General features: G+C 71.9%; 17 protein-coding genes. 11 read left to right on the forward strand and 6 right to left on the reverse strand.

Going from position 1 to position 24590, the window contains the following annotated elements; all coding sequences use genetic code 11:
- Window positions 1-10 precede the first annotated feature (10 nt).
- The gene (locus GA0070621_RS02205) at window positions 11-1759 is read right to left on the reverse strand and encodes an ATP-binding protein (RefSeq protein WP_091191160.1); all 1749 of its coding nucleotides are present in this window, start codon (window positions 1757-1759) and stop codon (window positions 11-13) included.
- 447 nt (window positions 1760-2206) lie between these two features.
- Between GA0070621_RS02205 and GA0070621_RS02210 the strand changes: the two genes are divergently transcribed.
- Window positions 2207-4468 (forward strand): penicillin acylase family protein, encoded by a 2262-nt coding sequence (locus tag GA0070621_RS02210; protein WP_231921116.1) that lies wholly within the window; start codon window positions 2207-2209, stop codon window positions 4466-4468.
- A gap of 302 nt (window positions 4469-4770) precedes the next feature.
- On the forward strand, window positions 4771-6306 hold the full coding sequence (locus tag GA0070621_RS02215) for a M4 family metallopeptidase (RefSeq protein ID WP_091191164.1): 1536 nt from the start codon (window positions 4771-4773) through the stop codon (window positions 6304-6306).
- A gap of 106 nt (window positions 6307-6412) precedes the next feature.
- On the opposite strand, the gene GA0070621_RS02220 is transcribed toward GA0070621_RS02215, so the two are convergent.
- Complete coding sequence (locus GA0070621_RS02220) at window positions 6413-7198, reverse strand: pyrimidine reductase family protein (RefSeq protein ID WP_091191166.1); 786 nt, start codon at window positions 7196-7198, stop codon at window positions 6413-6415.
- Window positions 7199-7348: 150 nt separating this feature from the next.
- Here GA0070621_RS02220 and GA0070621_RS02225 point away from each other — a divergent pair, with 150 nt between their 5' ends.
- The 6 genes from GA0070621_RS02225 (at window position 7349) to GA0070621_RS02250 (ending at window position 14007) form a co-directional block, all read left to right on the forward strand.
- Window positions 7349-7894, forward strand: coding sequence for a plasmid pRiA4b ORF-3 family protein (locus GA0070621_RS02225; protein ID WP_091191168.1), 546 nt, complete (start codon window positions 7349-7351; stop codon window positions 7892-7894).
- A 239-nt stretch (window positions 7895-8133) separates the two neighbouring features.
- Entirely contained in the window at window positions 8134-9444 is a 1311-nt protein-coding gene (locus GA0070621_RS02230; protein WP_091191169.1) for an ABC transporter substrate-binding protein, read from the forward strand.
- Between the two features lie 121 nt (window positions 9445-9565).
- Window positions 9566-10546 carry a carbohydrate ABC transporter permease gene (locus GA0070621_RS02235; RefSeq protein ID WP_091191171.1) on the forward strand — a complete coding sequence of 327 codons (981 nt, stop codon included), beginning with the start codon at window positions 9566-9568 and terminating at the stop codon, window positions 10544-10546.
- Window positions 10547-10651: 105 nt separating this feature from the next.
- A complete protein-coding gene (locus GA0070621_RS02240) occupies window positions 10652-11452 on the forward strand; it encodes a carbohydrate ABC transporter permease (protein WP_197673971.1) in 801 nt (266 codons plus the stop codon).
- Window positions 11449-12882 (forward strand): GH1 family beta-glucosidase, encoded by a 1434-nt coding sequence (locus tag GA0070621_RS02245; protein ID WP_091191174.1) that lies wholly within the window; start codon window positions 11449-11451, stop codon window positions 12880-12882. The genes GA0070621_RS02240 and GA0070621_RS02245 overlap by 4 nt, the downstream gene beginning before the upstream one ends.
- A 78-nt stretch (window positions 12883-12960) precedes the next feature.
- Window positions 12961-14007, forward strand: coding sequence for a LacI family DNA-binding transcriptional regulator (locus GA0070621_RS02250; protein ID WP_091191176.1), 1047 nt, complete (start codon window positions 12961-12963; stop codon window positions 14005-14007).
- Between the two features lie 41 nt (window positions 14008-14048).
- Here the strand turns inward: GA0070621_RS02250 and GA0070621_RS02255 are convergent, their stop codons facing one another.
- Together GA0070621_RS02255 and GA0070621_RS02260 are read right to left on the reverse strand one after the other, a co-directional pair.
- Complete coding sequence (locus GA0070621_RS02255; RefSeq protein ID WP_091191178.1) at window positions 14049-15260, reverse strand: acyl-CoA dehydrogenase family protein; 1212 nt, start codon at window positions 15258-15260, stop codon at window positions 14049-14051.
- Entirely contained in the window at window positions 15260-16336 is a 1077-nt protein-coding gene (locus tag GA0070621_RS02260) for a phosphotransferase family protein (protein WP_091191180.1), read from the reverse strand. The genes GA0070621_RS02255 and GA0070621_RS02260 overlap by 1 nt, the downstream gene beginning before the upstream one ends.
- 149 nt (window positions 16337-16485) lie before the next feature.
- Between GA0070621_RS02260 and GA0070621_RS02265 the strand changes: the two genes are divergently transcribed.
- Both GA0070621_RS02265 and GA0070621_RS02270 read left to right on the forward strand, forming a co-directional pair.
- On the forward strand, window positions 16486-17187 hold the full coding sequence (locus GA0070621_RS02265; RefSeq protein ID WP_091191182.1) for an ACT domain-containing protein: 702 nt from the start codon (window positions 16486-16488) through the stop codon (window positions 17185-17187).
- Between the two features lie 80 nt (window positions 17188-17267).
- Window positions 17268-18350, forward strand: a complete 1083-nt coding sequence (locus tag GA0070621_RS02270) for a GNAT family N-acetyltransferase (protein WP_091191183.1) — start codon at window positions 17268-17270, stop codon at window positions 18348-18350.
- Window positions 18351-18546: 196 nt separating this feature from the next.
- Here the strand turns inward: GA0070621_RS02270 and GA0070621_RS02275 are convergent, their stop codons facing one another.
- Together GA0070621_RS02275 and GA0070621_RS02280 are read right to left on the reverse strand one after the other, a co-directional pair.
- Window positions 18547-20112, reverse strand: coding sequence for an aldehyde dehydrogenase family protein (locus tag GA0070621_RS02275; RefSeq protein WP_091191185.1), 1566 nt, complete (start codon window positions 20110-20112; stop codon window positions 18547-18549).
- 343 nt (window positions 20113-20455) lie between these two features.
- A complete protein-coding gene (locus tag GA0070621_RS02280) occupies window positions 20456-21280 on the reverse strand; it encodes an LPXTG cell wall anchor domain-containing protein (RefSeq protein ID WP_157739801.1) in 825 nt (274 codons plus the stop codon).
- 293 nt (window positions 21281-21573) lie between these two features.
- Here GA0070621_RS02280 and GA0070621_RS02285 point away from each other — a divergent pair, with 293 nt between their 5' ends.
- On the forward strand, window positions 21574-24450 hold the full coding sequence (locus tag GA0070621_RS02285; protein ID WP_091191188.1) for a glycoside hydrolase family 9 protein: 2877 nt from the start codon (window positions 21574-21576) through the stop codon (window positions 24448-24450).
- Window positions 24451-24590 lie beyond the last annotated feature (140 nt).

Below are 24590 nucleotides of genomic sequence, written 5' to 3' on the forward strand. Positions count from 1 at the left end.
TCACCGCCCCCTAGAACGGGATGTCGTCGTCGGCGCCGCCGGAGCCGACCACCGCGAACGGGTCGGCCGCCTGGGTGATCGAGCGCAGCGTCTCCGAGGGCGCCCGGCCGGCCTCGGAGACCCGGGTCGCCCAGGCCGGGAAGGGAAACTCCAGGCAGAGCGGCACGGGGATGTCCGGCTGGTTGACGAACATGGTGCCCGGCTTGGCCAGCAGCGCCCGCTGCCGTTGGGCCGGCGGGAGGAAGCCGTATTCCGGGCGGGACGCCTCGGCCGGGTCGAGCCGGCCGACCACCCGGATCGCCGAGTTGGTGACGATCCGCCGTTCCACCTCGCTGGCGGTCTGCTGCGCGCCGACCAGGATCACCCCGAGCGAGCGGCCCCGCTCGGCGATGTCGAGCAGCACCTCCTTGATCGGGGAGGAGCCCTCGCGCGGGGCGTACTTGTTGAGCTCGTCGAGGACGACGAAGAGCAGCGGCTTGGCGGTGCCGGCCTTCTCCTTGCGCTCGAACTCGCTCTTGAGCGTCACGCCGACCACGAAGCGCTGCGCCCGGTCCGGCAGGTTGTGCAGGTCGACCACGGTGACCTGGGCGCTCTCCGAGGTGTTGATCGAGTGCGGGCGGCGGACGGCCAGATCGCCCCGGATCAGCCGGCCCAGGTCCTTCTTGCTGCCGATCAACCGGCGGGCGAACGCGTTGACGGTGCCCAGGCCGACCGCGCTGCCCGCCCAGTCGCCCCGGGTCTCGTCGTCGTTGAGCTGCTCGACGATGTGGTCGACCAGGTCGGCGTACGACCCGAGCCGGACGCCGTCGACGCTCACCCCGCCGTCGGCGGGCTGGGCGTACCGGGCCAGGTGGGCGGCGACCGAGTGGACCACCATCGTGTACTGCTGGCGCTCGTCGTCGGCGTCGGCGAAGACGTACGGCAGCAGCCGGTCGGCGCAGAATTCGCTCAGCGTCCAGTAGAAGCTGTCCACGCCGGTGAGCCGGCTGCTCACGTCCGGTGTGCCGGAGGAGTCGCCGACCCGGGGCGGCGCGTAGACCCGTACGTCGGGGAAGGCGCCGGCGGCCAGCCCGAGCTGCGCGTACCCGGCGCGGGTGGTGTCGTCGAGCCGGGCGTTGGGATGGTCGAGGAAGAGCAGGTCCTCGCCCTTGACGTTGAAGATCAGCGCCTTGGCGTTGACCGCGTCGCCGCCGAGCACCCCGGAGCGGAAGACCGAGTAGAGCAGGAACGTGGCGAAGCTGGTCTTGGTGGCCACCCCGGAGATGCCGGAGATGGAGACGTGCGCGCCCCGGGTGCCGTCGAGGAAGTCGGCGTTGAGGTAGACCGGTACGCCGTCGCGGCCCATGCCCATCGGGATGCGCCGCTCCATCCGGTCGAAGTGCAGCGCGCGGGCCCGGGCGTCGCCCTCGGCCCGGTGCACGACCGCGCCCGGGGTGGGCGGGACGTACAGCTCCGGGTCGACCCGGGTGGTGGTGACCTCGGCGGCCTCCTGCACCTGGGCGGGCAGGGTGCCGTCGGCGATGGCGAAGACGTCGGAGTCGAACTGCGCCCCCTCGTGCCGGGCGCGGACCTGGGTGACCACGCCGGCGATCGTCACCGGCTCGCGGTCGGGCAGCTCGCGCCGGGTGACCACCACGTCGTCGAGCTGGAGGTAGCTGCCGGGGGAGACGGCCGTCCAGAAGCTGAGTGGGGTGGCGTCGGCGGTGCCGAGCACCCGGCCGACCCCGTCGCCCGGGCCGTCGAGCGGGTCGTCGGTCATCGGCGGTCTCCGGTCGGCTGGTCGTCTCGGTCGCGGCGCACGAGGAGCATCCTGCCCGAGGGATGCGACAGGTTGCCACGCGACGCGGCGGACACCACGCGGTCAGCCGGCCGGCCGTACGCAACGGGGTCGACCGGCCACCCTGGGTACGCGGCCCGCCCGGCGTTTCCCGCCCGCCCCGGCGCAATATCGCCCCGCCGCCCAGCCATTGACGGTCTGGTATCCGAAGTGATTGCGCACTAAGCTGCCGGGTTCTGTTGTGTCGTCTCATGTGGAAGGTGGCGGGCAATGCGTCGGAGTCGTCAGTTACTGCGCGGTTTGGTTGCCGTTTCCGTATTGGTGGCCGTGCCGTCGACCAGCACGTCGGCCGCTCCAGCTGAATCGTCTGTTTCCGGTACGAGCACCACGGCGACCATCCGATACACCGAGCACGGAATTCCGCACATCATCGCCGACGGGTTCAGCGGTCTCGGATACGGCTACGGATATGCGGTGGCGAAGGACAACATCTGCGTCCTCGCCAACTCGTACACCACCGTGCGCGCCCAGCGCTCGCGCTTCTTCGGGCCCGGTGGCTCCGGCGACGTCACCGTCTCCTCGGCGACCACCAACCTCGCCAGTGACCTGTACTTCCAGCAGGTCAACAGCTCGGGAGTGGTGTGGAGCCTGGTGGCCCAGCCGGCGCCGAGGGGGCCGCAGCGGGAGGTCCGCGACATGGTCGCGGGCTACGTCGAGGGCTACAACCGCTATCTGCGTGACGTCGGCGGCGCGGCCGGGATCGGTGACCCGACCTGCCGCGGCGGTCAATGGGTCACCCCCATCACCGAAACAGACGTGTGGCACATGCTCCACGCCATGGCGACATATGCCGGCACGGGCAGCATGGTGGACGGCATCGTCAACGCCAAGCCGGCCACCGCGACCAGTGGCCTGGCCGCGAACGCCGACACCGCGGCCCGTTTCCGGGCCGGTCTCGGGGAGCGTTTCGGGGAGAACTCGCCGGGCAGCAACGGGATCGCGATCGGCGCGGAAGGCGCGGCGCGCGACAACAGCATTCTGCTCGGCAATCCGCACTTCATCTGGCACGGCGTCAACCGGTTCTGGCAGGCGCACCTGACCGTGCCCGGCAAGTTGAACGCCGCCGGCGCCGGCCTGCTCGGCACGCCGTTCCTCTCCATCGGCTTCAACGACAAGATCGCGTGGACGCACACCTGGGCCGCGCCGGTGACGTTCGGCCTGTACGAACTCAAGCTCGCCCCCGGCGACCCGACCTCCTACCTGGTGGACGGGAAGAAGGAGCGGATGATCCGGACGACCGTGTCGGTCCCGGCCAGGCAGCCGGACGGCAGGTTGGCCGTGGTCACCCGGACGCTCTACGCGACCCGCTTCGGACCGGTGACGAGCAACGCGGCGTCGATGGACCTGCCGTGGACCACCACCTCGGCCTACGCCGTACGGGACGCCAACGCCACCAACATGCGGCTGATGAACACCTCGTTCGGCCTCGCCACCGCGCAGGACACGGCGGGCGTCGTCGACGCGCTCTCCCGTACCCAGGGTCTGCCGATCTTCAACACCCTGGCGGTCGACCGGTCCGGCAACGCGCTGTACGCCGACATCCAGGTGGTCCCGCACGTCACCGACGCGCTCGCGCAGCGCTGCGCCACGCCGCTCGGGCAGTACCTGTTCCACACCGCCGGGCTGGCGCTGCTCAACGGTGCCGACTCGACCTGCGCCTGGGGAGCCGACGCCGACTCGGTCGAGCCGGGGCTGCTCGGGCCGTCCCGGATGCAGCGGCTGGTACGCCGGGACTACGTGACCAACTCCAACCAGAGCCCGTGGTTGTCCAACCCGCACGCGCCGATCACCGGATACCAGCGGATCCTCGGCGACGCCTACACCGAGCGCACGCCGCGTACCCGGGAGTCGATCCTCAGCGTCGAGGAGGGGCTGGCGGAGGGCGGCTTCACCGCCGCGTCGATGCGGCAGATGCTTTTCGCCAACCGGAGCCGGGTCGCCGAACTGGCGGCGGCGGACACCGCCCGGATGTGCGCCGCGTTCCCCGGCGGGCTGGCGCCCTCGGCCGGCGGACCGGTCGACGTCACCGGGGCCTGTGGCGCGCTGAGCACCTGGGACCGCACCTACTCGCTGGACAGCCGCGGCTCGCTGCTCTTCGAGCGGTTCGTCATGAAGCTGGTGCCGAGCGCCCCGGTGCCCGCCTCCCTGCCGTGGCGGGTGCCGTTCGATCCGCAAGCGCCGCTGACCACGCCGAACACGCTCGACACCGGCCGGGCCGACGTGCAGCGGGCGTTCGGTGACGCCGTCGCGGAGTTGCGCGCGGCGGGCATCCCGCTGGACGCCCGGCTCGCCGATCACCAGACGGTGACCCGGGGCGACCAGCGGATCCCGTTGCCCGGCGGATCGTGGCAGATGGGGATCCTGAACGTGGTCCACCCGGTCTGGCATCCGCTGGCGGGCAACGTCGAGGTGGCCACCGGCAGCACGTACATCCAGGTGGTGGCGTTCGACGGGAGCGGCTGCCCGAACGTCACCACGCTGCTGGCGTCGTCGCAGTCGGCCGACCCGACCTCGCCGTACTACGCCGACCAGACGGCGATGTTCTCGGCCGGCCGGTGGGTGCCGAGCCGGTTCTGCGAGGAGTCCAACCTCGCCGCGCCGGCGCTGCGGGTCGTGCACCTGACGCGGTAGTGACGGGGTGGAGCCGGGCGGGACACCCCCGGCTCCACCTCGTCCGGCGACGCCGAGGCCGCCACGGGCGTCGCCGCCCGCCAGGAAGTCGTGGAAAAAATCTTGGTCGCGGGTCGTGACAGATTGGGGTCCCGTGACGCGAGAATGTGCAACAGCGCATCGAGGATCTTCCCCGCATCGATGTCTCGTGCGCCGTCGTGTCCGGCCACCCGCGCCGGCTGCGGCCAGCCCGTCGTACACCGGCGGGCGCCCGCCGGTCGGCAACCCCCCCGATCGGCAGTCCTAGTGAAAGTAGGGACTTCATGCGTCGTACCACTCTCCTCGGCGGGCTGGCCACGGCCGCCCTGCTGGCCGCCGCCGGCACCCTGCCGGCCACCGCCTCCGCCGCCCCCGTCTCCGGCGACGCGTTCACCCGCGCGGTCGCCCAGCTCAAGGCCCGCTCGGGCAGCGGCCTCGTCGCCGACGGCCAGACGTTCACGCTGAAGAACGTGCAGACCGACGCGGACGGCACCGAGCACGTCCGGCTCCACCGCTACCAGGACGGCCTGCCCGTCCTCGGTGGCGACACCGTCGTGCACCTGGGCAAGGGCGACACCTGGCGGGGCGCCAGCCAGACGCTCGGCGCGGCCCCGACGCGGGGGGCCAAGGCCCGGGTCGGCGCCGCGGCCGCCGCCCGTACCGCGCTCGCCGCCTCCACCGCCACCAACCGCCGGGTCGACGGCAGCCAGCTCGTCTACGACGCCACCGCGACCGGTACCGCGCTCGCCTACGAGGTCGTCGTCGGCGGTGTGTACGCCGACGCCACCCCGAGCGAGCTGCACGTGCTGGTCGACGCCACCACCGGCAAGGTCCGCGACAAGTGGGAGGGCGTGCACGCCGGCACCGGCAACACCTACCACTCCGGCACGGTCACCGTCGGCAGCACCCTGTCCGGCAGCACGTACCAGCTCACCGACGGCACCCGGGGCGGGCACAAGACGTACGACCTGAACGGCGGCACCAGCGGCACCGGCACCCTGGTCACCAGCACCAACAACGTCTTCGGCAACGGCACCCTGTCCAACCGGCAGACCGCCGCCGCCGACGCCGCCTACGGGGCGCAGGTGACCTGGGACTACTACAAGAACACGTTCGGCCGTAACGGCATCCGCAACAACGGGGTCGCCGCGTACAGCCGGGTGCACTACAGCACCAACTACGCCAACGCCTTCTGGAGCGACTCCTGCTTCTGCATGACCTACGGCGACGGCAGCTCCGGCTGGTACCCGCTCACCTCGCTGGACGTGGCCGGGCACGAGATGACGCACGGCGTGACCAGCTACACCGCCGGCCTCGTCTACAGCGGTGAGTCCGGTGGCCTCAACGAGGCCACCAGCGACATCTTCGGCACGCTGGTCGAGTTCTACGCGAACAACGCGAAGGACCCGGGCGACTACCTGATCGGCGAGAAGCTGCGTACCAGCGGCGTCCCGCTGCGCTACATGGACAAGCCCTCCAAGGACGGCAAGTCGGCCGACTGCTGGAGCAGCTCCGTCGGCAGCCTCGACGTGCACTACTCCTCCGGCGTGGCGAACCACTTCTTCTACCTGCTCGCCGTGGGCAGCGGTTCGTCGTCGTACGGCAACAGCCCGACCTGCAACGGCAGCACCGTGACCGGCATCGGCAACGCCAAGGCCGGGGCCATCTGGTACCGCGCGCTCACCACGTACATGACCTCGCGGACCAACTACGCCGGCGCCCGCACCGCCACCTTGAACGCCGCCAAGGACCTGTACGGCAGCACCAGCACCGAGTACAGCCGGGTGGCCGCCGCCTGGTCGGCCGTCTCCGTCAACTGATCAGCCGATGCCGCGCCCCGGGGGTTCGCCTCCGGGGCGCGGTCGCGCCAGGTCGGCGAGGTGGCGACAACCCGCCGCCGGGATGCCGCCACCTCGCCGACCCACGTCAGGCCGCGGGGGCAGCACCGCCCGGCGGCGCGTCGCCCGGGTCGCGGGCGTAGCGGAGCAGCAGTACGCCGTCCTCGGCGGTGAGCACGTGGCGCAGCGGAAGCCGGCGTGGCGGGCTGCCGTCCCCGGCGGTGATCCGGCCGGGGCCGGCCCCGGCGAGCAGCGGCGCCACGGTCAGGCACAGCTCGTCCACCAGGTCGGCGGCGGTGAGCGCGCCGAACAGTTGCGGACCGCCCTCGCAGAGCAACTGCCCGATACCCCGGCGGCGCAGCTCGGCCAGGCCGACGGCGAGATCCACCCGATCCTCGCCGCAGCGGACCAGGTCGGCCACCTCGGTCAGGCCGGGTGGTGGCTGCGCGGCGGCCCGGGTGAGCACCACCGGTCGGACGGGCGCGTCGGCGAAGGCCGCCTGGGCCGGGTCCAGGTCGAGCGAGGCGGAGACCACCACCAGGGTCGGATACCCGGCCAGGCCGTGCTTGCGGCGCCAGGCCCGGCGCGCCTCGTCCAACCGGACCGCCCGGTAGCCCTCATGGCGCAGCGTGCCGGCGGCCACCACGAGCCCGTCGCAGAGCATCCGCAGCAGGCCGAAGACCCGCTTGTCCGGCTCGCCGGAGAGTCCGGCGGAGTAGCCGTCCAGGGCGACCGCGCCGTCGGCGCTGGCCACGAAGTTCATCCGCAGGTGGGGCCGGTCGGCGCGGCCGTAGAGCGCGGCCAGCTCCGGGTCGGTCAGCGGCCCGGTCGCGGGCGTCGGCCAGATCCGCGCGATCGGCGTACCGGCGCTCATTCGCCGGCCGGACCGGTGACCGGCGGGGTCGGTTCGGGGGTACGGTGCTGGCAGTCGCACCACTTCCGGCCTGGACAGTCGTCGTGCCGTCGTTCCCGGCACGCTCGGCAGATCATGCTGGCAGCCTAGTGCCGAGGAGGATGGGGCAGCATGCCGCGTCAGATCTTCCAGCTGAAGGTTTCCCTGGCCGGGGTACGCCCGCCGGTGTGGCGGCGGGTGCTGGTCCCGGGCGGCTACACCCTGGACCGGCTGCACCGGGTGTTGCAGCACGCGATGGGCTGGCGGGACTGCCACCTGCACTCGTTCGAGATCGACGGCCTGCAGTACGGCGAGCCCGACCCGGACGGCGAGCTGGCGCTCCGCGACGAGCTGGACGTCCGGATGGACGCGGTGGTGGGCAAGGGCAGCCGGTTCCGTTACACCTACGACTTCGGCGACTGGTGGGAGCACGACCTGGTGGTGGAGGACGCCTGCACCGCCGACCCGGACGAGCGCTACCCGTCCTGCCTGTACGGGGAGCGGGCCTGCCCGCCGGAGGGGGTCGGTGGACCGTCCGGGTACGCCGTTCTGCTCGCCGCGCTCGCCGACCCGGCCCACCGGGAGCACCGGGCGATGCGGGAGTGGGCCGGCCCCGGCTTCGACCCGGACGCCTACGACGCCACCCGGGCCACCACCCTGCTGCGCCGCTTCTGCTGATCGCGCCGCCGACGCCCTGAGATCGGCGCGGTAACGATCTGGGAACGCTCCCATAGGTCTATTGACACCCCTGTCACCTGGCGGCAATCTCATGGGAGCGCTCCCGCGAGTGGTCTGGATCTCATCTCCGCCCGCTCCCGGGTCGCCGCCGGTGACCCCCTTCAGGTCGATGGTGGCGAGACGCGCGACAGGCACCCCCCACCACACGACACAGCCTCACCACCGAAAGAGGGGTTCGGATGAGCGTCCCAATCCGCCGTCGTCGACTCGCGGCCATCGCGCTCGCGTCCGTGACGGTGCTCGCCACCGCCACCGCCTGCGGCGACGACTCGTCGGGCAGCAGCAGTGACGGCCCAATCACCCTGGTCGTCGACGTCTTCGGCGACCAGGGCTTCGGCTACGAAGAGCTCTACAAGCAGTACGAGGCGGACCACTCGAACATCAAGATCCAGGAGCGGGGCAAGGGCCTCGGCCTCGGGGACTACAACACCCGGCTGACCCAGCAGATCACCGCCGGGTCCGGTGCCGGCGACGTGGTGGCCCTGGAAGAGGGCACCATCGTGCAGTACTACGCGCAGACCGACAAGTTCCAGAACCTCGCGGACTACGGCGCGAACGACCTGAAGGGCAACTTCCTGCCGTGGAAGTGGGAGGCGGGCACCACGCCGGACGGCAAGGTGCTCGGCCTCGGCACCGACGTCGGCTCGATGGCGCTCTGCTACCGCAGTGACCTGTTCAAGGCCGCCGGCCTGCCCACCGACCGCGAGCAGGTCGCCGCCCTCTGGCCGAGCTGGGACGAGTTCATCGCCACCGGCCAGAGGTTCGCCGCCGCCGACAAGAAGCACAAGTTCGTCGACTCGGCGACCAACTTCTACAACGTGGTGCTGATGCAGAAGGCGGGCGACGGCACCGGCTACACCTACTACGACAAGAGCAACAAGCTGGTCATCGGCGATAACCCGGACATCAAGGCGGCGTACGACCTCACCACCAAGATGATCGCGGCGGGGCTGTCGAACAACCTCCAGTCGTTCTCCAACGAGTGGAACGCCGGTTTCAAGAACGGCACCTTCGCCACCATCGCCTGCCCGGCCTGGATGACCGGTGTGATCAAGGGCAACGCCGGTGACTCGGCGGCCGGCAAGTGGGACATCGCCAAGGCCCCCGGCAACGGCGGCAACTGGGGCGGCTCCTGGCTGGCCGTGCCGAAGTCGAGCAAGCACCCCAAGGAGGCCGCTGAGCTGGCCAAGTTCCTGACCAGCGCCAAGGGTCAGGTCGAGGCGTTCAAGAAGGTCGGCAACCTGCCCTCCTCGCCGCAGGCCCTGTCCGACCCGGCCGTCGCCGCCGCGAGCAACGACTATTTCAGCAACGCCCCGACCGGCACCATCTTCGCCGCCGGCGCCACCTCGCTGAAGCCGGTCTACCTCGGCCCGAAGAACAACGCCGTCCGCACCGAGGTGGAGAACACCCTGCGCGCCATCGAGCAGGGCAAGTCCGCCGAGGAGCAGTGGCAGGCCGCGCTGAAGAACGGTGAGGCCGCCGGCAAGTGATCCGGCCGCCCCGGCCGCGGGTGGCGTCGACAGCCCTGGCTGTCGGCGCCACCCGCGGTGCCCGGAGAGCCCGGCGCCGCCCGTGTGGGCGGGTGGCGCCGGCCGAGGAGAAGGACTCCCCATGAGCCTCGACCTGCACGCCCCGGCGCCTCCCGGACGGGGACCGGCCAGCGCCGGCCGCCCCGTACACCGTCGCCGCGCCTCACTCACCCGGCTGGACCTGAAGTACTCGCCCTACCTCTACGTCCTGCCGTTCTTCGTGATCTTCGCGGTGTTCAGCCTGTACCCGATCGTGTACACGGTCTGGATCGCGCTGACCGACCGGTCGCCGCTGAACCCGACGATCTCCTTCGTCGGCCTCGACAACTTCGTCGAGCTGATCACCGATGACCCGAAGTTCTGGAACGCCGTCGTCAACACCTTCGGCATGTTCGTGCTCTCCACCGTGCCGCAGCTGTTGCTGGCGCTGATGCTGGCCAACGCGTTGAACCGGAAGCTGCGCGGACAGACCTTCTTCCGGATGGCCATCGCGATGCCGATCATCACCTCGACCGCGGTGGTCGCGCTCGTCTTCTCGATGATCTACGCGAGGGAATTCGGCCTGATCAACTGGTTGCTCGACACCGTCGGCCTGGACAAGATCGACTGGCGGGCCAACCGGTACGCCTCCTGGTTCGCCATCTCGACCATGGTCGACTGGCGGTGGGTCGGCTACAACGCCCTGATCTATCTGGCCGCCATGCAGTCCATCAGCAAGGACATGTACGAGGCGGCGGCACTGGACGGTGCCTCCCGCCGCCGCCAGTTCTGGTCGATCACCGTCCCGCAGCTCCGCCCGACGATCATCTTCACGCTGATCATCTCGACCATCGGCGGGTTGCAGCTCTTCACCGAGCCGCTGCTGTTCACCAGCGGCGCCGGCGGCATCTCCGGCGGCTCGGAGGGCCAGTACCAGACCATCACGATGTATCTGCTCGACGTGATGAACCAACGCTTCCGGTGGGGCTACGCCGGCGCGGTCGCGCTCGTGCTCTTCCTGCTCATCGCGCTGATGTCGACGGTGAACTACCTGCTGGCCCGTCGCATCAGCTCAGACAAGTGAGGTGACGAGATGACGACCACCACGCACCGCCCCCCCGCCCGGCCATCGGCCCCGGTGCGCGCCAGCCACCAGGCGGCGCGGCTCTGGCGGGCCAGCCCGCTGACCATGGTCGGGCTGATCCTCGGGGTGATCCTGTCGCTCTTCCCGTTCTACTGGATGATCGTGATCGCCTCGCGTACCAACGACGCGGCCAACTCCTGGCCGCCGCCGTTCCTGCCCGGCGGCAATCTCGGCGAGAACATCCAGCGGGTGCTCGACAACGGCGACGCCAACATCGTCAAGGGCCTGCTGAACTCGTTCCTGGTCTCCGGCACGATCACCGTGGCCACGGTCTTCTTCGGCTCCCTGGCGGGATTCGCCTTCGCCAAGCTCCGCTTCCGGGGCAAGAACGCGCTGCTGCTGATCATCCTGGCCTCGATGATGGTGCCCATCCAGCTCGGCGTGCTGCCGCTGTACATCCTGATGGCGAAGCTCGAATGGCTGAACACCATGCCCTCGGTGACCGTGCCGTTCCTGATCGGCGGCTTCGGCATCTTCATGATGCGCCAGTACGCCGAGCAGGCCGTCCCGAACGAGTTGATCGAGGCGGCCCGGGTCGACGGCTGCTCGACCTGGGGGGTGTACTGGCACGTGGTGGCGCCGGCCCTGCGGCCCGCCGCCGCGGTGCTCGGCCTGCTCACCTTCATGGACCAGTGGAACCAGTTCTTCTGGCCCTTCGTGGTGCTGGCCGACCCGGCCAACCCGACCGTCCAGATCTCCCTGCGTAGCCTGAACACCGCCTACTTCGCGGACAACTCGCAGATCTTCGCCGGTACGTTGATCGCGACCCTGCCCCTGTTCATCGTGTTCGTCCTGTTCGGCCGCCAGATCATCGGCGGAATCATGGAAGGCGCCGTCAAGTCGTGAGCAACCCAGCCAGCCCGCCCGCCGTCGGTCTCCTCGACCAGGGGCCGGAGCTCACCTTCCCGCCCGGCTTCCGCTGGGGCGCGGCGACCGCCGCGTACCAGATCGAGGGCGCGGCGACCGAGGGCGGCCGTACCCCGTCGATCTGGGACACCTTCAGCCACACCGAGGGCCGGACGGTGGCCGGGCACACCGGCGACGTGGCCTGCGACCACTACCACCGGATGTCCGAGGACGTGCGGCTGATGGCCGACCTGGGGCTGAAGGCCTACCGGTTCTCGGTCTCCTGGCCCCGGATCCAGCCGGGCGGGACCGGGCCGGCCAACGCCGAGGGGCTGGACTTCTACCGGCGACTGGTCGACGAGCTGCTGGCCCACGACATCGAGCCGTGGGTGACCCTCTACCACTGGGACCTGCCCCAGCCGCTGGAGGACGCCGGCGGCTGGCCGGCCCGGGACACCGCCGGCCGGTTCGCCGACTACGCGCAGCTCGTCGCCGACGCCCTCGGCGACCGGGTACGACACTTCACCACCCTGAACGAGCCGTGGTGCTCGGCCTTCCTCGGCTACGGCTCCGGGGTGCACGCGCCGGGCCGCTCCGACGGGGGCGACGCGGTGCGGGCCGGGCACCACCTCATGCTCGGCCACGGGCTGGCCGTGCAGGCGATGCGGGCGGCCCGGCCGCAGGCGCGGCTCGGCATCACGGTCAACCTCTACCCGGTCACCCCGTCGACCGACTCGCCGGCGGACGCGGACGCCGCCCGCCGTATCGACGGACTGGCCAACCGGTTTTTCCTCGACCCGGTGCTGCGCGGGGCGTATCCGGCGGACCTGCAGGCCGACCTGCGTCAGGTCACCGACTTCGGGCACGTCCGCGACGGCGACCTGGCGGTCATCTCGACCCCGCTCGACACGGTGGGCATCAACTACTACAGCCGGTACGTGGTCGCCGCGCCGGTCGAGCGGGAGGAGCCGGAACGCTACTGGCGGGCGCCGTCGTGCTGGCCGGGCAGCGAGGACGTCCGGTTCGTCGCCCGGGGCGTGCCGGTGACCGACATGGACTGGGAGATCGACGCTCCCGGCCTGTTGGAGACCCTGGAACGCGTCCACCGGGACTACACGGAACTGCCGCTCTACGTCACCGAGAACGGCTCCGCGTTCGTCGACGCGGTGATCGACGGCCGGGTCGACGACCCGGACCGGCTGGCGTACTTCGACGCGCACCTGCGCGCCGCGCACGCCGCGATCAGCGCCGGGGTGCCGCTGCAGGGATACTTCGCCTGGTCGCTGATGGACAATTTTGAATGGGCCTGGGGTTATACCAAGCGTTTCGGCATGGTTTACGTCGACTATGACAGCCAGGCCCGAATCCCCAAGTCGAGCGCCAGCTGGTACGCCGAGGTGATCCGACGCAACGGCCTGGCCGCACAATAGGCTGGGCCAGCAGTTACGGACGGCCCGGCACCGACGCCGTAGCAGGTGCCGGGCCGGTCCGACGTCGGAGGAGCAGAGATGACAACGCAGCGCACGCGGTCGCTCGGGCGCCCGACCCTCGACGCGGTCGCCGCCCGCGCCGGCGTGGGGCGCGGCACGGTATCCCGCGTGGTCAACGGCTCGCCCCAGGTCAGCCCGGAGGCCCGGGCCGCCGTCCAGGCGGCGATCGCCGAGTTGGGGTACGTGCCCAACCGCGCCGCCCGGGCACTGGTGACCCAGCGGACGGACTCCGTGGCCCTGGTGGTCTCCGAGTCGGGGGAACGGGTCTTCACCGAGCCGTTCTTCGCGGCCATCGTCCGGGGCGTCAGCTCCGGGCTGCTGGAGACACCGATGCAGCTCTGGCTGGCCATGGTGCAGTCGCCGATCGAGCGGGAGCGGGTCGAACACCACCTGACCAACCAGCACGTCGACGGCGTGCTGCTGCTCTCCCTGCACGACGCCGACCCGCTGCCCACCCTGCTGGAGGAGCGTGGCCTGCCGACCGTGCTCGGCGGCCGGCCGGCCCGGATGCTGCTCCCGGACGCCCAGCCCGCCTGGTTCGTCGACGTCGACAACGTCGGCGGCGCCCGGCAGGCGGTGGAGTATCTGTTCGCGCGGGGCCGGCGGCGGATCGCCACCATCGCCGGTACGCAGGACATGGGCGCCGGCCTGGCCCGGTTGACCGGCTACAAGGAGGCGGTCCGGGCGGCCGGCGACGACGTCAAACCGGAACTGATCGCGTACGGGGACTTCAGCGAGGGTGCCGGTGCCGCCTGCATGCGGCGGCTGCTGGAGATCTGCCCCGACCTCGACGCCGTCTTCGTCGCCTCCGACCTGATGGCCTTCGGCGCCCTGCGTACGCTGCGGGAGGCCGGCCGCCGGGTGCCCGAGGACGTGGCCGTGATCGGCTTCGACGACGCCCCCATCGCCCGGCAGTCCGAGCCGCCGCTGACCACCGTCTTCCAGCCGGTCGAGGAGATGGGCCGCCAGATGGCCCGCCTCCTGGTCTCCCGCATCCGCGGCGACGAGGTCCCCAGCCCACAGGTCGTCCTCGAAACCGAGCTCATCCACCGCGCCTCCGCCTGACCCCCGCCCCGGCTGCCCGCCCGCCGCCGGGGCGGGGCGGGTCAGGACCAGCGGCGGAGTTCGGCTCTGGCCAGGGACGCGCGGTGGACCTCGTCGGGGCCGTCGGCCAGGCGGAGGGTGCGGGCCTGGGCCCACAGGGCGGCCAGCGGGGTGTCCTGGCTGACGCCGGCCCCGCCGTACCCCTGGATGGCCTTGTCGATCACCCACTCCGCCATCGCCGGCGTGGCGATCTTGATCGCCTGGATCTCGGTGTGCGCGCCCCTGTTGCCGACGGTGTCCATCAGCCAGGCGGTCTTGAGCACCAGCAGCCGGGACTGCTCGATGCGCACCCGCGACTCGGCGATCCACTCCCGCACCACGCCCTGCTCGGCGAGCGGCCGGCCGAACGCGACCCGGTCCAGGGCCCGCCGGCAGAGCAGCTCCAGGGCGCGCTCGGCCATCCCGATCAGCCGCATGCAGTGGTGGATCCGGCCCGGGCCGAGCCGGGCCTGGGCGATCGCGAAGCCACCGCCCTCGACCCCGACCAGGTTCTCCGCCGGCACCCGGACGCCGGTGAAGTCGATCTCGGCGTGCCCGCCGTGCGGGGCGTCGGAGTAGCCGAAGACGGTCATGCCCCGGCGTACCGTGACGCCCGGCGTGTCCCGGGGAACCAGGATCATGCTCTGCTGCCGGTGCCGCTCGGCACCCGGATCGGTCTTGCCCATCACGATGAAGATCTCGCAGCGCGGGTCCATCGCCCCGGACGACCACCACTTGCGGCCGTCGACCACGTACGAGTCGCCGTCGCGGATGATCCGGGTCGCGATGTTGGTGGCGTCGGAGGAGGCCACCTCCGGCTCGGTCATGCAGAACGCGGAGCGGATCTCGCCCGCCAGCAGGGGCATGAGCCAGCGTTCCCGCTGCGCCGCGGAGCCGAACTCGGCGAGCAGCTCCATGTTGCCGGTGTCCGGGGCGGCACAGTTCAGCGCCTCCGGCGCCAGGTGCGGGCTGCGCCCGGTCAGCTCGGCGAGCGGGGCGTACTGGAGGTTGGTCAGCCCGGCGCCGTAGCGGGGGTCGGGGAGGAACAGGTTCCACAGGCCACGCGAACGGGCCTCGGCCTTCAGCTCGTCCAGCACCGGCGGCCGGGCCCACGGGTCGCCGGCGCCGGCCACCTGCGCGGCGTGCACCGGCTCGGCCGGGTAGACGCACTCGGCGAGGAAGGCGGCCAGCCGCTCGCGCAGCTCGACCGTCCGGGCGTCGTACGCGAAGTCCATCAGTTCTCCCTGACCGCGTGCAGACCGTGCTCGACCAGCGGTGCCACCAGCTCGCCGATCCGGTCGAAGCCCCCGCCGAGCGTCTGCCCGAGGGTGTGCCGGTAGTGGATGCCCTCGCAGATCACCGCGAGCTTGAAGCAGCCGAGCGCCACGTGCCAGTGCAGCGGGCCGACGTCGACGTCGCTGCGGCCCGCGTACCGGTCGATCAGCTCGGCGCCGGTGGGGAAGCCGGCCCTCGGGCCGAGGCCGTCGGCGACCGGGTTGCCCTCGGCCGCGTCGCTGTCACCCAGCACGTCCCAGTACGTCAGCAGCAGCCCGAGGTCGGCGAGGGGGTCGCCGAGGGTGGCCATCTCCCAGTCGAGCACCGCCCGGACGGCGACCGGGTCGACCGAGGCGAGGAGATTGTCCAGCCGGTAGTCGCCGTGCACGATGCGGCCGGCGTTCGCGCCCTCCGGCACGCTGCCGGCGAGCGCGTCGCGCAGCTCGTCGATGCCGGGCAGCGGGCGGCTGCGGGACCGGTCGAGCTGGCCGGCCCAGCGGCGGACCTGCCGGGCCAGGTAGCCGTCGGGGCGGCCGAAGTCGGCCAGCCCGACCGCGGCCGGCTCGACCAGGTGCAGCGCGGCGAGGCTGTCCATCATCGCCAGCGCCAGGTCGCGCCGCTGCCCGTCGGTGAGCGGGTCGGTCTGCGACCGGCTCCGGTAGACCACGCCGTCGACCCGCTCCATCAGGTAGAACGGTGCGCCGATCACCTCGTCGTCGGGGCAGAGCAGCAGCGCGCCGGGCACCGGCACCTCGGTGGGCGCCAGCGCGGAGATCACCCGGTGCTCGCGGGCCATGTCGTGCGCGGTGGCCAGCACGTGCCCGAGCGGCGGCCGGCGCAGCACCACCTCGCGGTCGCCGCCGCGCAGCAGGTACGTCAGGTTGGACTTGCCCCCGGCGATCAGCCGCGCGGAGAGCGGCCCGGTGGCCAACTCGGGCAGGTGCGCGGCCAGGTACGCGGCGAGCCGGTCGAGGTCGAGCCCGCGGGGAGCCGGACCGGTCGGATTCCGTGCTGGATCGACGGCCGGATCGGTCATCCGGTTAGTTGATGGCAGCTCAACCTTCTTGTCAAGGTTGGATTTTCCCGATGGGACATGCCCCTGCAACAGGGGCGAAATGGTCAACCGGCAGGCTGGTGCCCAGCCTGCCGGACGCCCGGCCGGCCCGCCGAGCGAAGGGATCGGAGATGTTGCTGAGAGTTCGGGTGACCCTGCCGGACCGGCCCGGCACGCTCGGCCAGGTGGCCCGGACACTCGGCGTGGCCGGCGCCGACATCGTCCAGGTGGTGGTGCTGGAGCGGCTCGGCGGCCGGGCGGTGGACGACTTCACCGTGGTGTGGCCGGGCGCCGCGCGGGTGGAACGGCTGCTGGCCGGCCTGGCCGCCATCCCCGGCGTACGGGTGGACGGGGTGTGGCGGGCGATCGGCACGCCCACCACGGCGGGGCAGGACGCCGAACTGCTCGCCCAGATCGCCGCGAACCCGGCCGACGGGGTGGCCACCCTGGTCGACGCGGTGCCCGGGCTGCTCGCCGCGGACTGGGCGGTGGCCGCGGTCGTACCCCTGGACTGGGCCTCCCGGCACGGCGCGGGCGTGGCCACCGTCGGGCACGCGAGCTGGCGGGCCCCGGTCCCGCCCCGGCTGCCGGAGGTGACCCCGCTGCGGGCCCGGGCGATGCTCGGCCCGGACGGGCACCACTACGCGGTCGCGCCGTTCGGTCGCGCCGGCCTGGTGCTGGTGGTGGCGCGGGACCACACCGTGCCCCTCACCGCCGCCGCGTTCCACTCCATCGAGGTGGACCGGCTCGCGCAGCTCGTCCGGGCGAGCGCGGTGATCCTCGGCGACCGGCTGGACCTGGTCGGCGCCCCGCCCGTGACCACCATCACCTGACCTGTCCCACCGTTTCACCCGTGCGCAACGGCCGCGCAACAGGCGGCCGGCAGGGTGTTCACCGGGGAAGGGAGCGAATCATGGCGCTGTGGCGGATCCGGGCCACCGTGGACGACCGACCGGGCTACCTGTCGGTGCTCACCGCGAGTCTCGCGTTGCGCGGGGTCAACATCCTCACCGTGCAGGTGCACACCACCGAGGTGGGAGCGGTCGACGACTTCCTCGTCGACGCGCCCGACCAGCTCACCGAGGCGGACCTGCGGGCGGCCGTCGAGCGGGGCCGGGGCCGGGAGTGCTGGGTCGCACGCAGCGAGGCGCGAGGTCTGGCCGACCAGCCCACCCGGGTCCTCGGCCTGGCCACCCGGCTGGTCCGCGACCCGGACGCGACGGGCGAGGCGCTGCGTGCCCTGCTCGGCGCCGACGATGTCACCTGGCGGCCGACGCCGGCCGGCCCGCTCGGCGGGGTGGGCGCCACGACGATGCTGCTGGCCGACGCGTCCGGCGGCTCGTACGAGCTGCACCGGCGGGAGCCGACCTTCACCCCGGCCGAGTACGCCCGGGCCCAGGCCCTGCTCGAGTTGGCCGCGACCGTGGCCCGCCGGGACGCCGACCGGGTCACCCTGGTGCTGCCCGACGCGGCCGAGGCGCTGGTCCGTCCGGCGACCGTCGACGATCTGCCCGGCGTGACCCAGCTGCACGAGACCTGTTCGGAGCGCAGCCGGCAGCGGCGGTACCTGGGTGGGGCGGCCCTGCCGTCACCGGCCCGGCTGCGCCGGCTGCTGGAGCCGGAACGGGGGCTCACCCTCGTCGCCACGGCCGGCCCCGGGACGGCGGAACCCGTCGTGGCGATGGGGAACCTGCTCGGCGAGGGGGACGAGGCGGAGGCGGCGCTGCTGGTCCGCGACGACTGGCAGCGTCGAGGCCTCGGCTCGGCCCTGCTGCGGCGGCTGCTCGGGCACGCCGACCGGGCCGGTTACGCCGTCGTGCTGTTGCACGTGCAGGCCGGGAACACGCCGATGTTGCGCACCGTGAGCCGGCTGGGCCGGCCCACGTCGGTGGTCCGCGACGGCAGCCTGCTGACCGTGGCGGTGCCGCTGGACATCCGCCGGGCCGGGCTGCCCCGGCAGACCGACGCGGCCGGCCGGGCGGGCCGGTCGTACTGACCCGACGGCCGCGCGCCGGCGCGGCCCCGTACCGCAACGGCGCGGCGCGGGGACGGCGACCGGCGGGTGGCCGGCACCGGTGTCGGGCAATCCCCGGCGCCACCTGGGCCGACCCCCGGTGCGGGGGACGGTGCCCCGGCAGGGCCCCCGGTGCGGGGGCCCTGTCCGGGGCCGGGGCCGTCGGGCGGGTGTGGGCTCAGGTCGCCGGGTAGCTGCTGTAGTCGGGGAAGTTGCCGTAGAGCCGGCCGTCGCCGCCCACGGTGACCGCCTGCACCAGCAGGTCGCCGCCGACGAAGGCGCCCTTCCAGGACGCGCCCCGGCCGCCGAACGGCTCATCCCGGTCGCCCCGGGAGCGGGGCTTGTTGATGCCCACCTTGAACGCCTGGAGGTCGACCGCGAGCTTGCCGGCCTGCTCCTCGTCGTCACAGGCGAGGGAGGCGACCAGCGCGCCGTTGGAGGCGTTCATCTGGGCCAGCAGTTCGTCGGTGGTGTCCACCACGACGATGGTGTCGACCGGGCCGAACGGCTCGGCGTGCATCAGCCGGGACCGGCCGGGCGGGGCGAGCAGCACCGCCGGCGCCACGTACGCCGAGGTGTCCTGTCCGTCGAGGAAGGACGCCCCGTCCAGCTTGCCCCGGTGCAGCGGCACGGCGCCGCCGCGTACCGCCTCGTCGACCTTGCGGCGCAGCTCGTCGGCCTTGGCCGCGCTGATCAGCGGGCCGAAGTCCAGCTCGGGCAGCGGGTCGCCGGCCCGCCACGTCTCGTCCACCGCGAGTGGGTGGCCGAAGCGGATCGATCGCACCACCGGCAGGTACATGTCGAGGAACTCGTCGACCAGGTCCCGCTGGACCACGAACCGTGGGTACGCGGTGCAGCGCTGCTTGCCGTACTCGAAGCCCTTCTTCAGGTGGGCGGCGAGCAGGTCCCACTGGGAGAAGTTCCAGATGCCCCAGGCGTTGAGGCCCTCCTGCTCGATGAAGTGCCGCTTGTCGGAGTCGAGCAGCGCGGCGGCCACCTTGCCGCCGTTGGAGCGACCGCCGACGAACGCCACCGCGCCGATCTCCGGGGCGCGGACCAGCACCTCGGACAGCTCCTCGCCGCCGCCGGAGAGCAGGGTGGCGGGCAGCCCGGCGCGGCGCAGCAGCGCGTGTGCCACGGTGAGGCACACCGCGCCGCCCTGGGACGGGGTCTTGGCGATCACCGCGTTGCCGGCGAGCAACTGCACCAGCTCGGCGTGCACCAATACGCTCATCGGGTAGTTCCAGGAGGCGATGTTGCTGACCGGGCCGGGCAGCGGCTCGCGGCCGTCGGCCAGCATCCGGTCGATCTCCCGCACGTACCAGCGCACGCCGTCCAGGGCGCGGTCGACGTCGGCGCAGGCCAGCCGCCACGGCTTGCCGATCTCCCAGACCAGCAGCATGGCGAGCAGGTCGCGGTGGGCGGTGAGCGCGTCGAGGGCCGCGGCGACCCGGGCCTTGCGCTCGGCGAGCGGGGTCCGCGCCCAGTCGGCGTGCGCGGCGGCGGCGTGGGCGACGGCCCCACGCGCCGCGTCGGCGTCGAGTCGGGCCAGGTGCACGAGCACGGTGTTGTCGACCGGGGTACGGGCCGGGGTCGGCGTGCCGACCGCCCGCCACTCGCCCTCGATCAGGTTGTGCAGGACGGCGCCGCCGTCCGGCGCGGCGCCGAAGGCCTCCGGCGTGGCGGCCACCGCGCGGGCGAGGGTGTCTGACCAGGAGGTGCCGTCGGCGATTTCGAGAGCCATCGCGATCTCCTCAGGGTTGTCCGGGGAGCGGCGGCGTCGATGGCACCGCTGGTGTCGCGTACTGTCCCGCGTGGCCGAGCGCGCGGGCAACCGTACGCTCGTATGCCAGGATGCCCGGTCCACCGGCTGGCACCCGTAACATGCCCGCGCGCGGCCTCTGAACTGGACGTACGCCTGACATGCATCGAGAATCGTCGATAATGTGATTCGGCTCCGGGCGTCGTCGGCGGGGGTTGTCGGCCGCGGCGGTCCCGCTCGACCCGGGTCGGCGCCGAGGTGGCCGGAGACGCGGCACCGGCCGCCGGACCGGGATCCGACGGCCGGTGCTCGGCCGACGCCAGGGTCAGCTGGTGAAGGTGATCTTGTCGCGCCGGCGGCGCAGGGCCATCAGGGCGACACCGCCACCGATCAGGGCGAGGCCGGTGAGCGCGATGCTGGTCGCGGCCACGCCGGTCAGCGGCAGCCCGCCGTCCGTGCCGCTGCCGCCACCGTTGCCGCCACCCGGCGAGGAGGGCGCGCCCGACGGGTTCTCCGACGAGCCCTCGGACGGGTTCTCGGAGGGGTTCTCCGACGGGTTCTCGGACGGGTTCTCCGAGCTGCCCGGGGTCGGGGTCGGCGACTCCTGGCCCGGGGTGGACGGGCTCGGCGACGGCGACGGCGACTCGGATGAGGCGCACGGCTGCAGCCAGAAGACCTTGTGCTTGCCGCCGGCCGACTTGCCGTTGATCAGCTGCACGTCGAGCTTGATGTGGTAGCCCTGCTTCGGCTGCAGCTTCAGCCCGGTCAGGTCCAGGTCGTTCGCGGAGAGCCTGATGACCGCGTCGTGGTCGTTCTCCGCGCCGGAGGCCGGGTCATCGCTGATCAGCACGTCCTGCTGAGACCAGACGACCTTGTCCTTCGGGGTGGCGGACGGTGCCTGCGCCCAGAGGGTGAGATTCGCCCGCTGGTTCTCGTCGAAGTTGAAGAACTCCAGCTCGAACTCGCAGGTGACGTGCGGTTGGTTGTCCACCTTGTCGGTGAACGGCATTCCGTCGATCTTCACGGTGCCGTTGTCGCCCGGTGGGTTGTGCGGATTGCCGGCGGCCCAGGCTGGAGCCGCGAGCCCAAGGCAGGCCGTGACGGCGGCCGCGGTGAGGGCCGCGCGCGCCACGTGCCGACGCTTTGGCATGAGGAATCCTCCAAGATCGGTAGAGGGGACGTCACATGATCGCAGACGCCCCCGACCGCCGACATCGGACGGTCGGCCTGAGCTGCGGAGATGTTTCGCAGGGCGGGGAAAATAGGCGTCCCGCGGCGGCGTGTCGAGGTAACACAAAACGGGCCGCCGACGCTGCGCCTGCCGTGGCCGGCGGCGCCGCTCGTCTTCCCAAAGCGGTGACCCGAGATTACATTGTCGACTATCCATGGGAGCGCTCCCGCGCCCATGTTCTCCACCCCCACCACCACCCGCAGGAGCTCGCCATGCCCCCTCGGATTCCGCCACCCCGTGGCCGGTCCCGGCTGCGCCGACTGCTCGCCGCCGGTGCCGCCCTGGCCGTCGGCCTCGGCGCCGGTCTCGCCGCCGCCGTCACCGGCCCGTCCCCGGCAACGGCCGCGCCCACCTTCAACTACGCGGAGGCGTTGCAGAAGTCACTGTTCTTCTACGAGGCGCAGCAGTCCGGCAGGAAGCCCACCTGGAGCCGGGTCTCCTGGCGGGGCGACTCGGCGCTCACCGACGGCGCCGACGTCGGGCTCGACCTCACCGGCGGCTGGTACGACGCCGGCGACCACGTGAAGTTCGGCTTCCCGATGGCGTTCAGCGCCACCATGATGGCCTGGGGCGCGGTCGAGTACCGGGACGGCTACACCGCCTCCGGTCAGCTCCCGTACCTGCTCAACAACCTGCGCTGGGTCAACGACTACTTCGTCAAGGCCCACCCCTCGCCGAACGTGCTCTACGGGCAGGTCGGCAAGGGCGACGACGACCACAAGTGGTGGGGTCCGGCGGAGGTGCTGCCGATGGCTCGGCCCGCGTACAAGATCGACGCGAGCTGCGGCGGCGCGGACCTGGCGGGGGAGACGGCGGCGGCGATGGCCGCCTCGTCGATGGTGTTCCGCCCCACCGACGCCGCGTACGCCGACAAGCTGCTCACCCACGCGAAGCAGCTCTACACCTTCGCCGACACGGTGCGGAAGAGCTACCACGAGTGCATCACCGACGCGACCAACTTCTACAAGTCCTGGAGCGGCTGGCAGGACGAGCTGGTCTGGGGCGCGATCTGGCTCTACCGGGCCACCGGCGACGCCACCTACCTGGCCAAGGCGGAGAGCGAGTACGACAAGCTCGGCACCGAGCCGCAGAGCACCACCCGCTCCTACAAGTGGACCATCGCCTGGGACAACAAGCAGTTCGGCGCGTACGTGCTGTTGGCCAACCTGACCGGCAAGCAGAAGTACGTCGACGACGCCAACCGCTGGCTCGACTGGTGGACCGTCGGTGTCAACGGGTCCAAGGTGAACTACTCGCCGGGCGGGATGGCGGTCCTCGACTCCTGGGGCGCGCTGCGCTACGCCGCCAACACCGCCTTCGCGGCGCTGGTCTACAGCGACAAGACCACCGACGCCACCCGCAAGACCCGCTACCACGACTTCGCCGTCCGGCAGATCAACTACGCGCTCGGCGACAACCCGCGCAACTCCAGCTACGTGATCGGCTTCGGGAACAACTCCCCGAAGAACCCGCACCACCGCACCGCGCACGGCTCCTGGTGGGACAGCATGACCGTGCCCACCGAGACCCGGCACGTGCTCTACGGCGCGCTGGTCGGCGGCCCCTCGTCGGCCAACGACGCGTACACCGACAGCCGGTCCGACTACGTGATGAACGAGGTCGCCACCGACTACAACGCCGGCTTCACCTCCGCCCTGGTGCGGCTGACCAAGGAGTACGGCGGCAACCCGCTCACCGCCTTCCCGGTCGCCGAGCAGCCGGACCTGGACGAGCTGACCGTGGAGACCACGGTGATGCAGGCCGAGCCCCGGGCCACCGGGCTCAAGGTGATGATCTACAACAAGTCGGCCTTCCCGGCCCGGGCGCTGACCACCGCCAAGTTCCGCTACTACTTCCGCCCCGACGGCACCGGGCCGGTGCAGGTCACCCCCGGCTACACGCAGGGCTGCCCGTCGCCGACCACCGCCAAGCAGTACAGCGGCGACATCTGGTACGTCGAGGTCGACTGCACCGGGTACACCATCGCCCCGGCCGGGCAGTCGCAGCACCGGATGGAGGTCCAGTTCAAGGTCGGCGTGCCCGAGGGCGGCACCTGGGACCCGACCAACGACCCGTCGTACCAGACGACGGCCGGCCCGAACCGGAAGGTGCCGCTCTACTCCGGCGGCGTACGGGTCTGGGGTGACGAGCCCGGGCCCGGTACCCCGGACACCACCCCGCCCACCGTGCCCGGCACCCCGGTCGCGTCCGGGCTCACCGCCAGCTCCGTCACGCTGACCTGGACCGCCTCCACCGACAGCGGCGGCAGCGGCCTGGCCGGCTACGACGTCAGCCAGGAGACCGTCGGCAGCGACGCGTTGGTGATGTACCAGGCCAGCACCAACACGCTGACCGTCAGCTCGCTCCAGCCGGCCCGGACGTACCGGTTCCGGGTGATCGCCCGCGACGGCGCCGGCAACCGGTCGGCGGCCTCGGGAGTGCTGGAGGTGACCACCCCGGGCGGCGGCTCGGACACCACCCCGCCGACGGCGCCCGGCACCCCGACCGCCTCGGCGATCGGGCCGAACGGGTTCACCCTCACCTGGGGGCCGGCCACCGACAACGTCGGCGTCACCGGCTACCGGGTCTACCGGCGGAACGGGTCCACCGACACCCTGGTCACCACGGTCGCCGGCACCACGTACGCCGTCACCGGGCTGACCCCCGCCACCACGTACGTGTACTACGTGGTCGCGGTGGACGCCGCCGGTAACGCCTCGGCCCCGTCGGCGACCGTCACGGTGACCACGGCACCGGCCCAGCCCACCGCGCCGTGCCGGATCGACTACGTGACGAACGACTGGAACAACGGGTTCACCGCGAACATCACGCTCACCAACACCGGCACGACCACGATCAACGGCTGGACGCTCGCCTTCACCTTCCCGAACACCGGGCAGAAGGTGGGCCAGGGCTGGTCGGCCACCTTCACCCAGACCGGCACCGCGGTCACCGCGACGAACCTGTCGTACAACGGGACGCTGGCACCGGGGGCGTCGACCGGCTTCGGCTTCAACGGCACCCACACCGGCAGCAACCCGAGGCCCACGTCCTTCACCGTCAACGGCACCGCCTGCACCGTCTCCTGACGCCGACCCGACGGTCGTGGCCGGTCACCGTTCCGCGGTGGCCGGCCACGATGTCGTCGGCGCCCGACCCACCCGGGCGGTCCGCGGCACCGGACATCGACGGTCTTGTGTCCGTGTCCATGTGATCTCTATACTGCTTC

Origin of the sequence: Micromonospora narathiwatensis (assembly GCF_900089605.1) — a bacterium.
Taxonomy (GTDB): Bacteria; Actinomycetota; Actinomycetes; order Mycobacteriales; family Micromonosporaceae; genus Micromonospora; species Micromonospora narathiwatensis.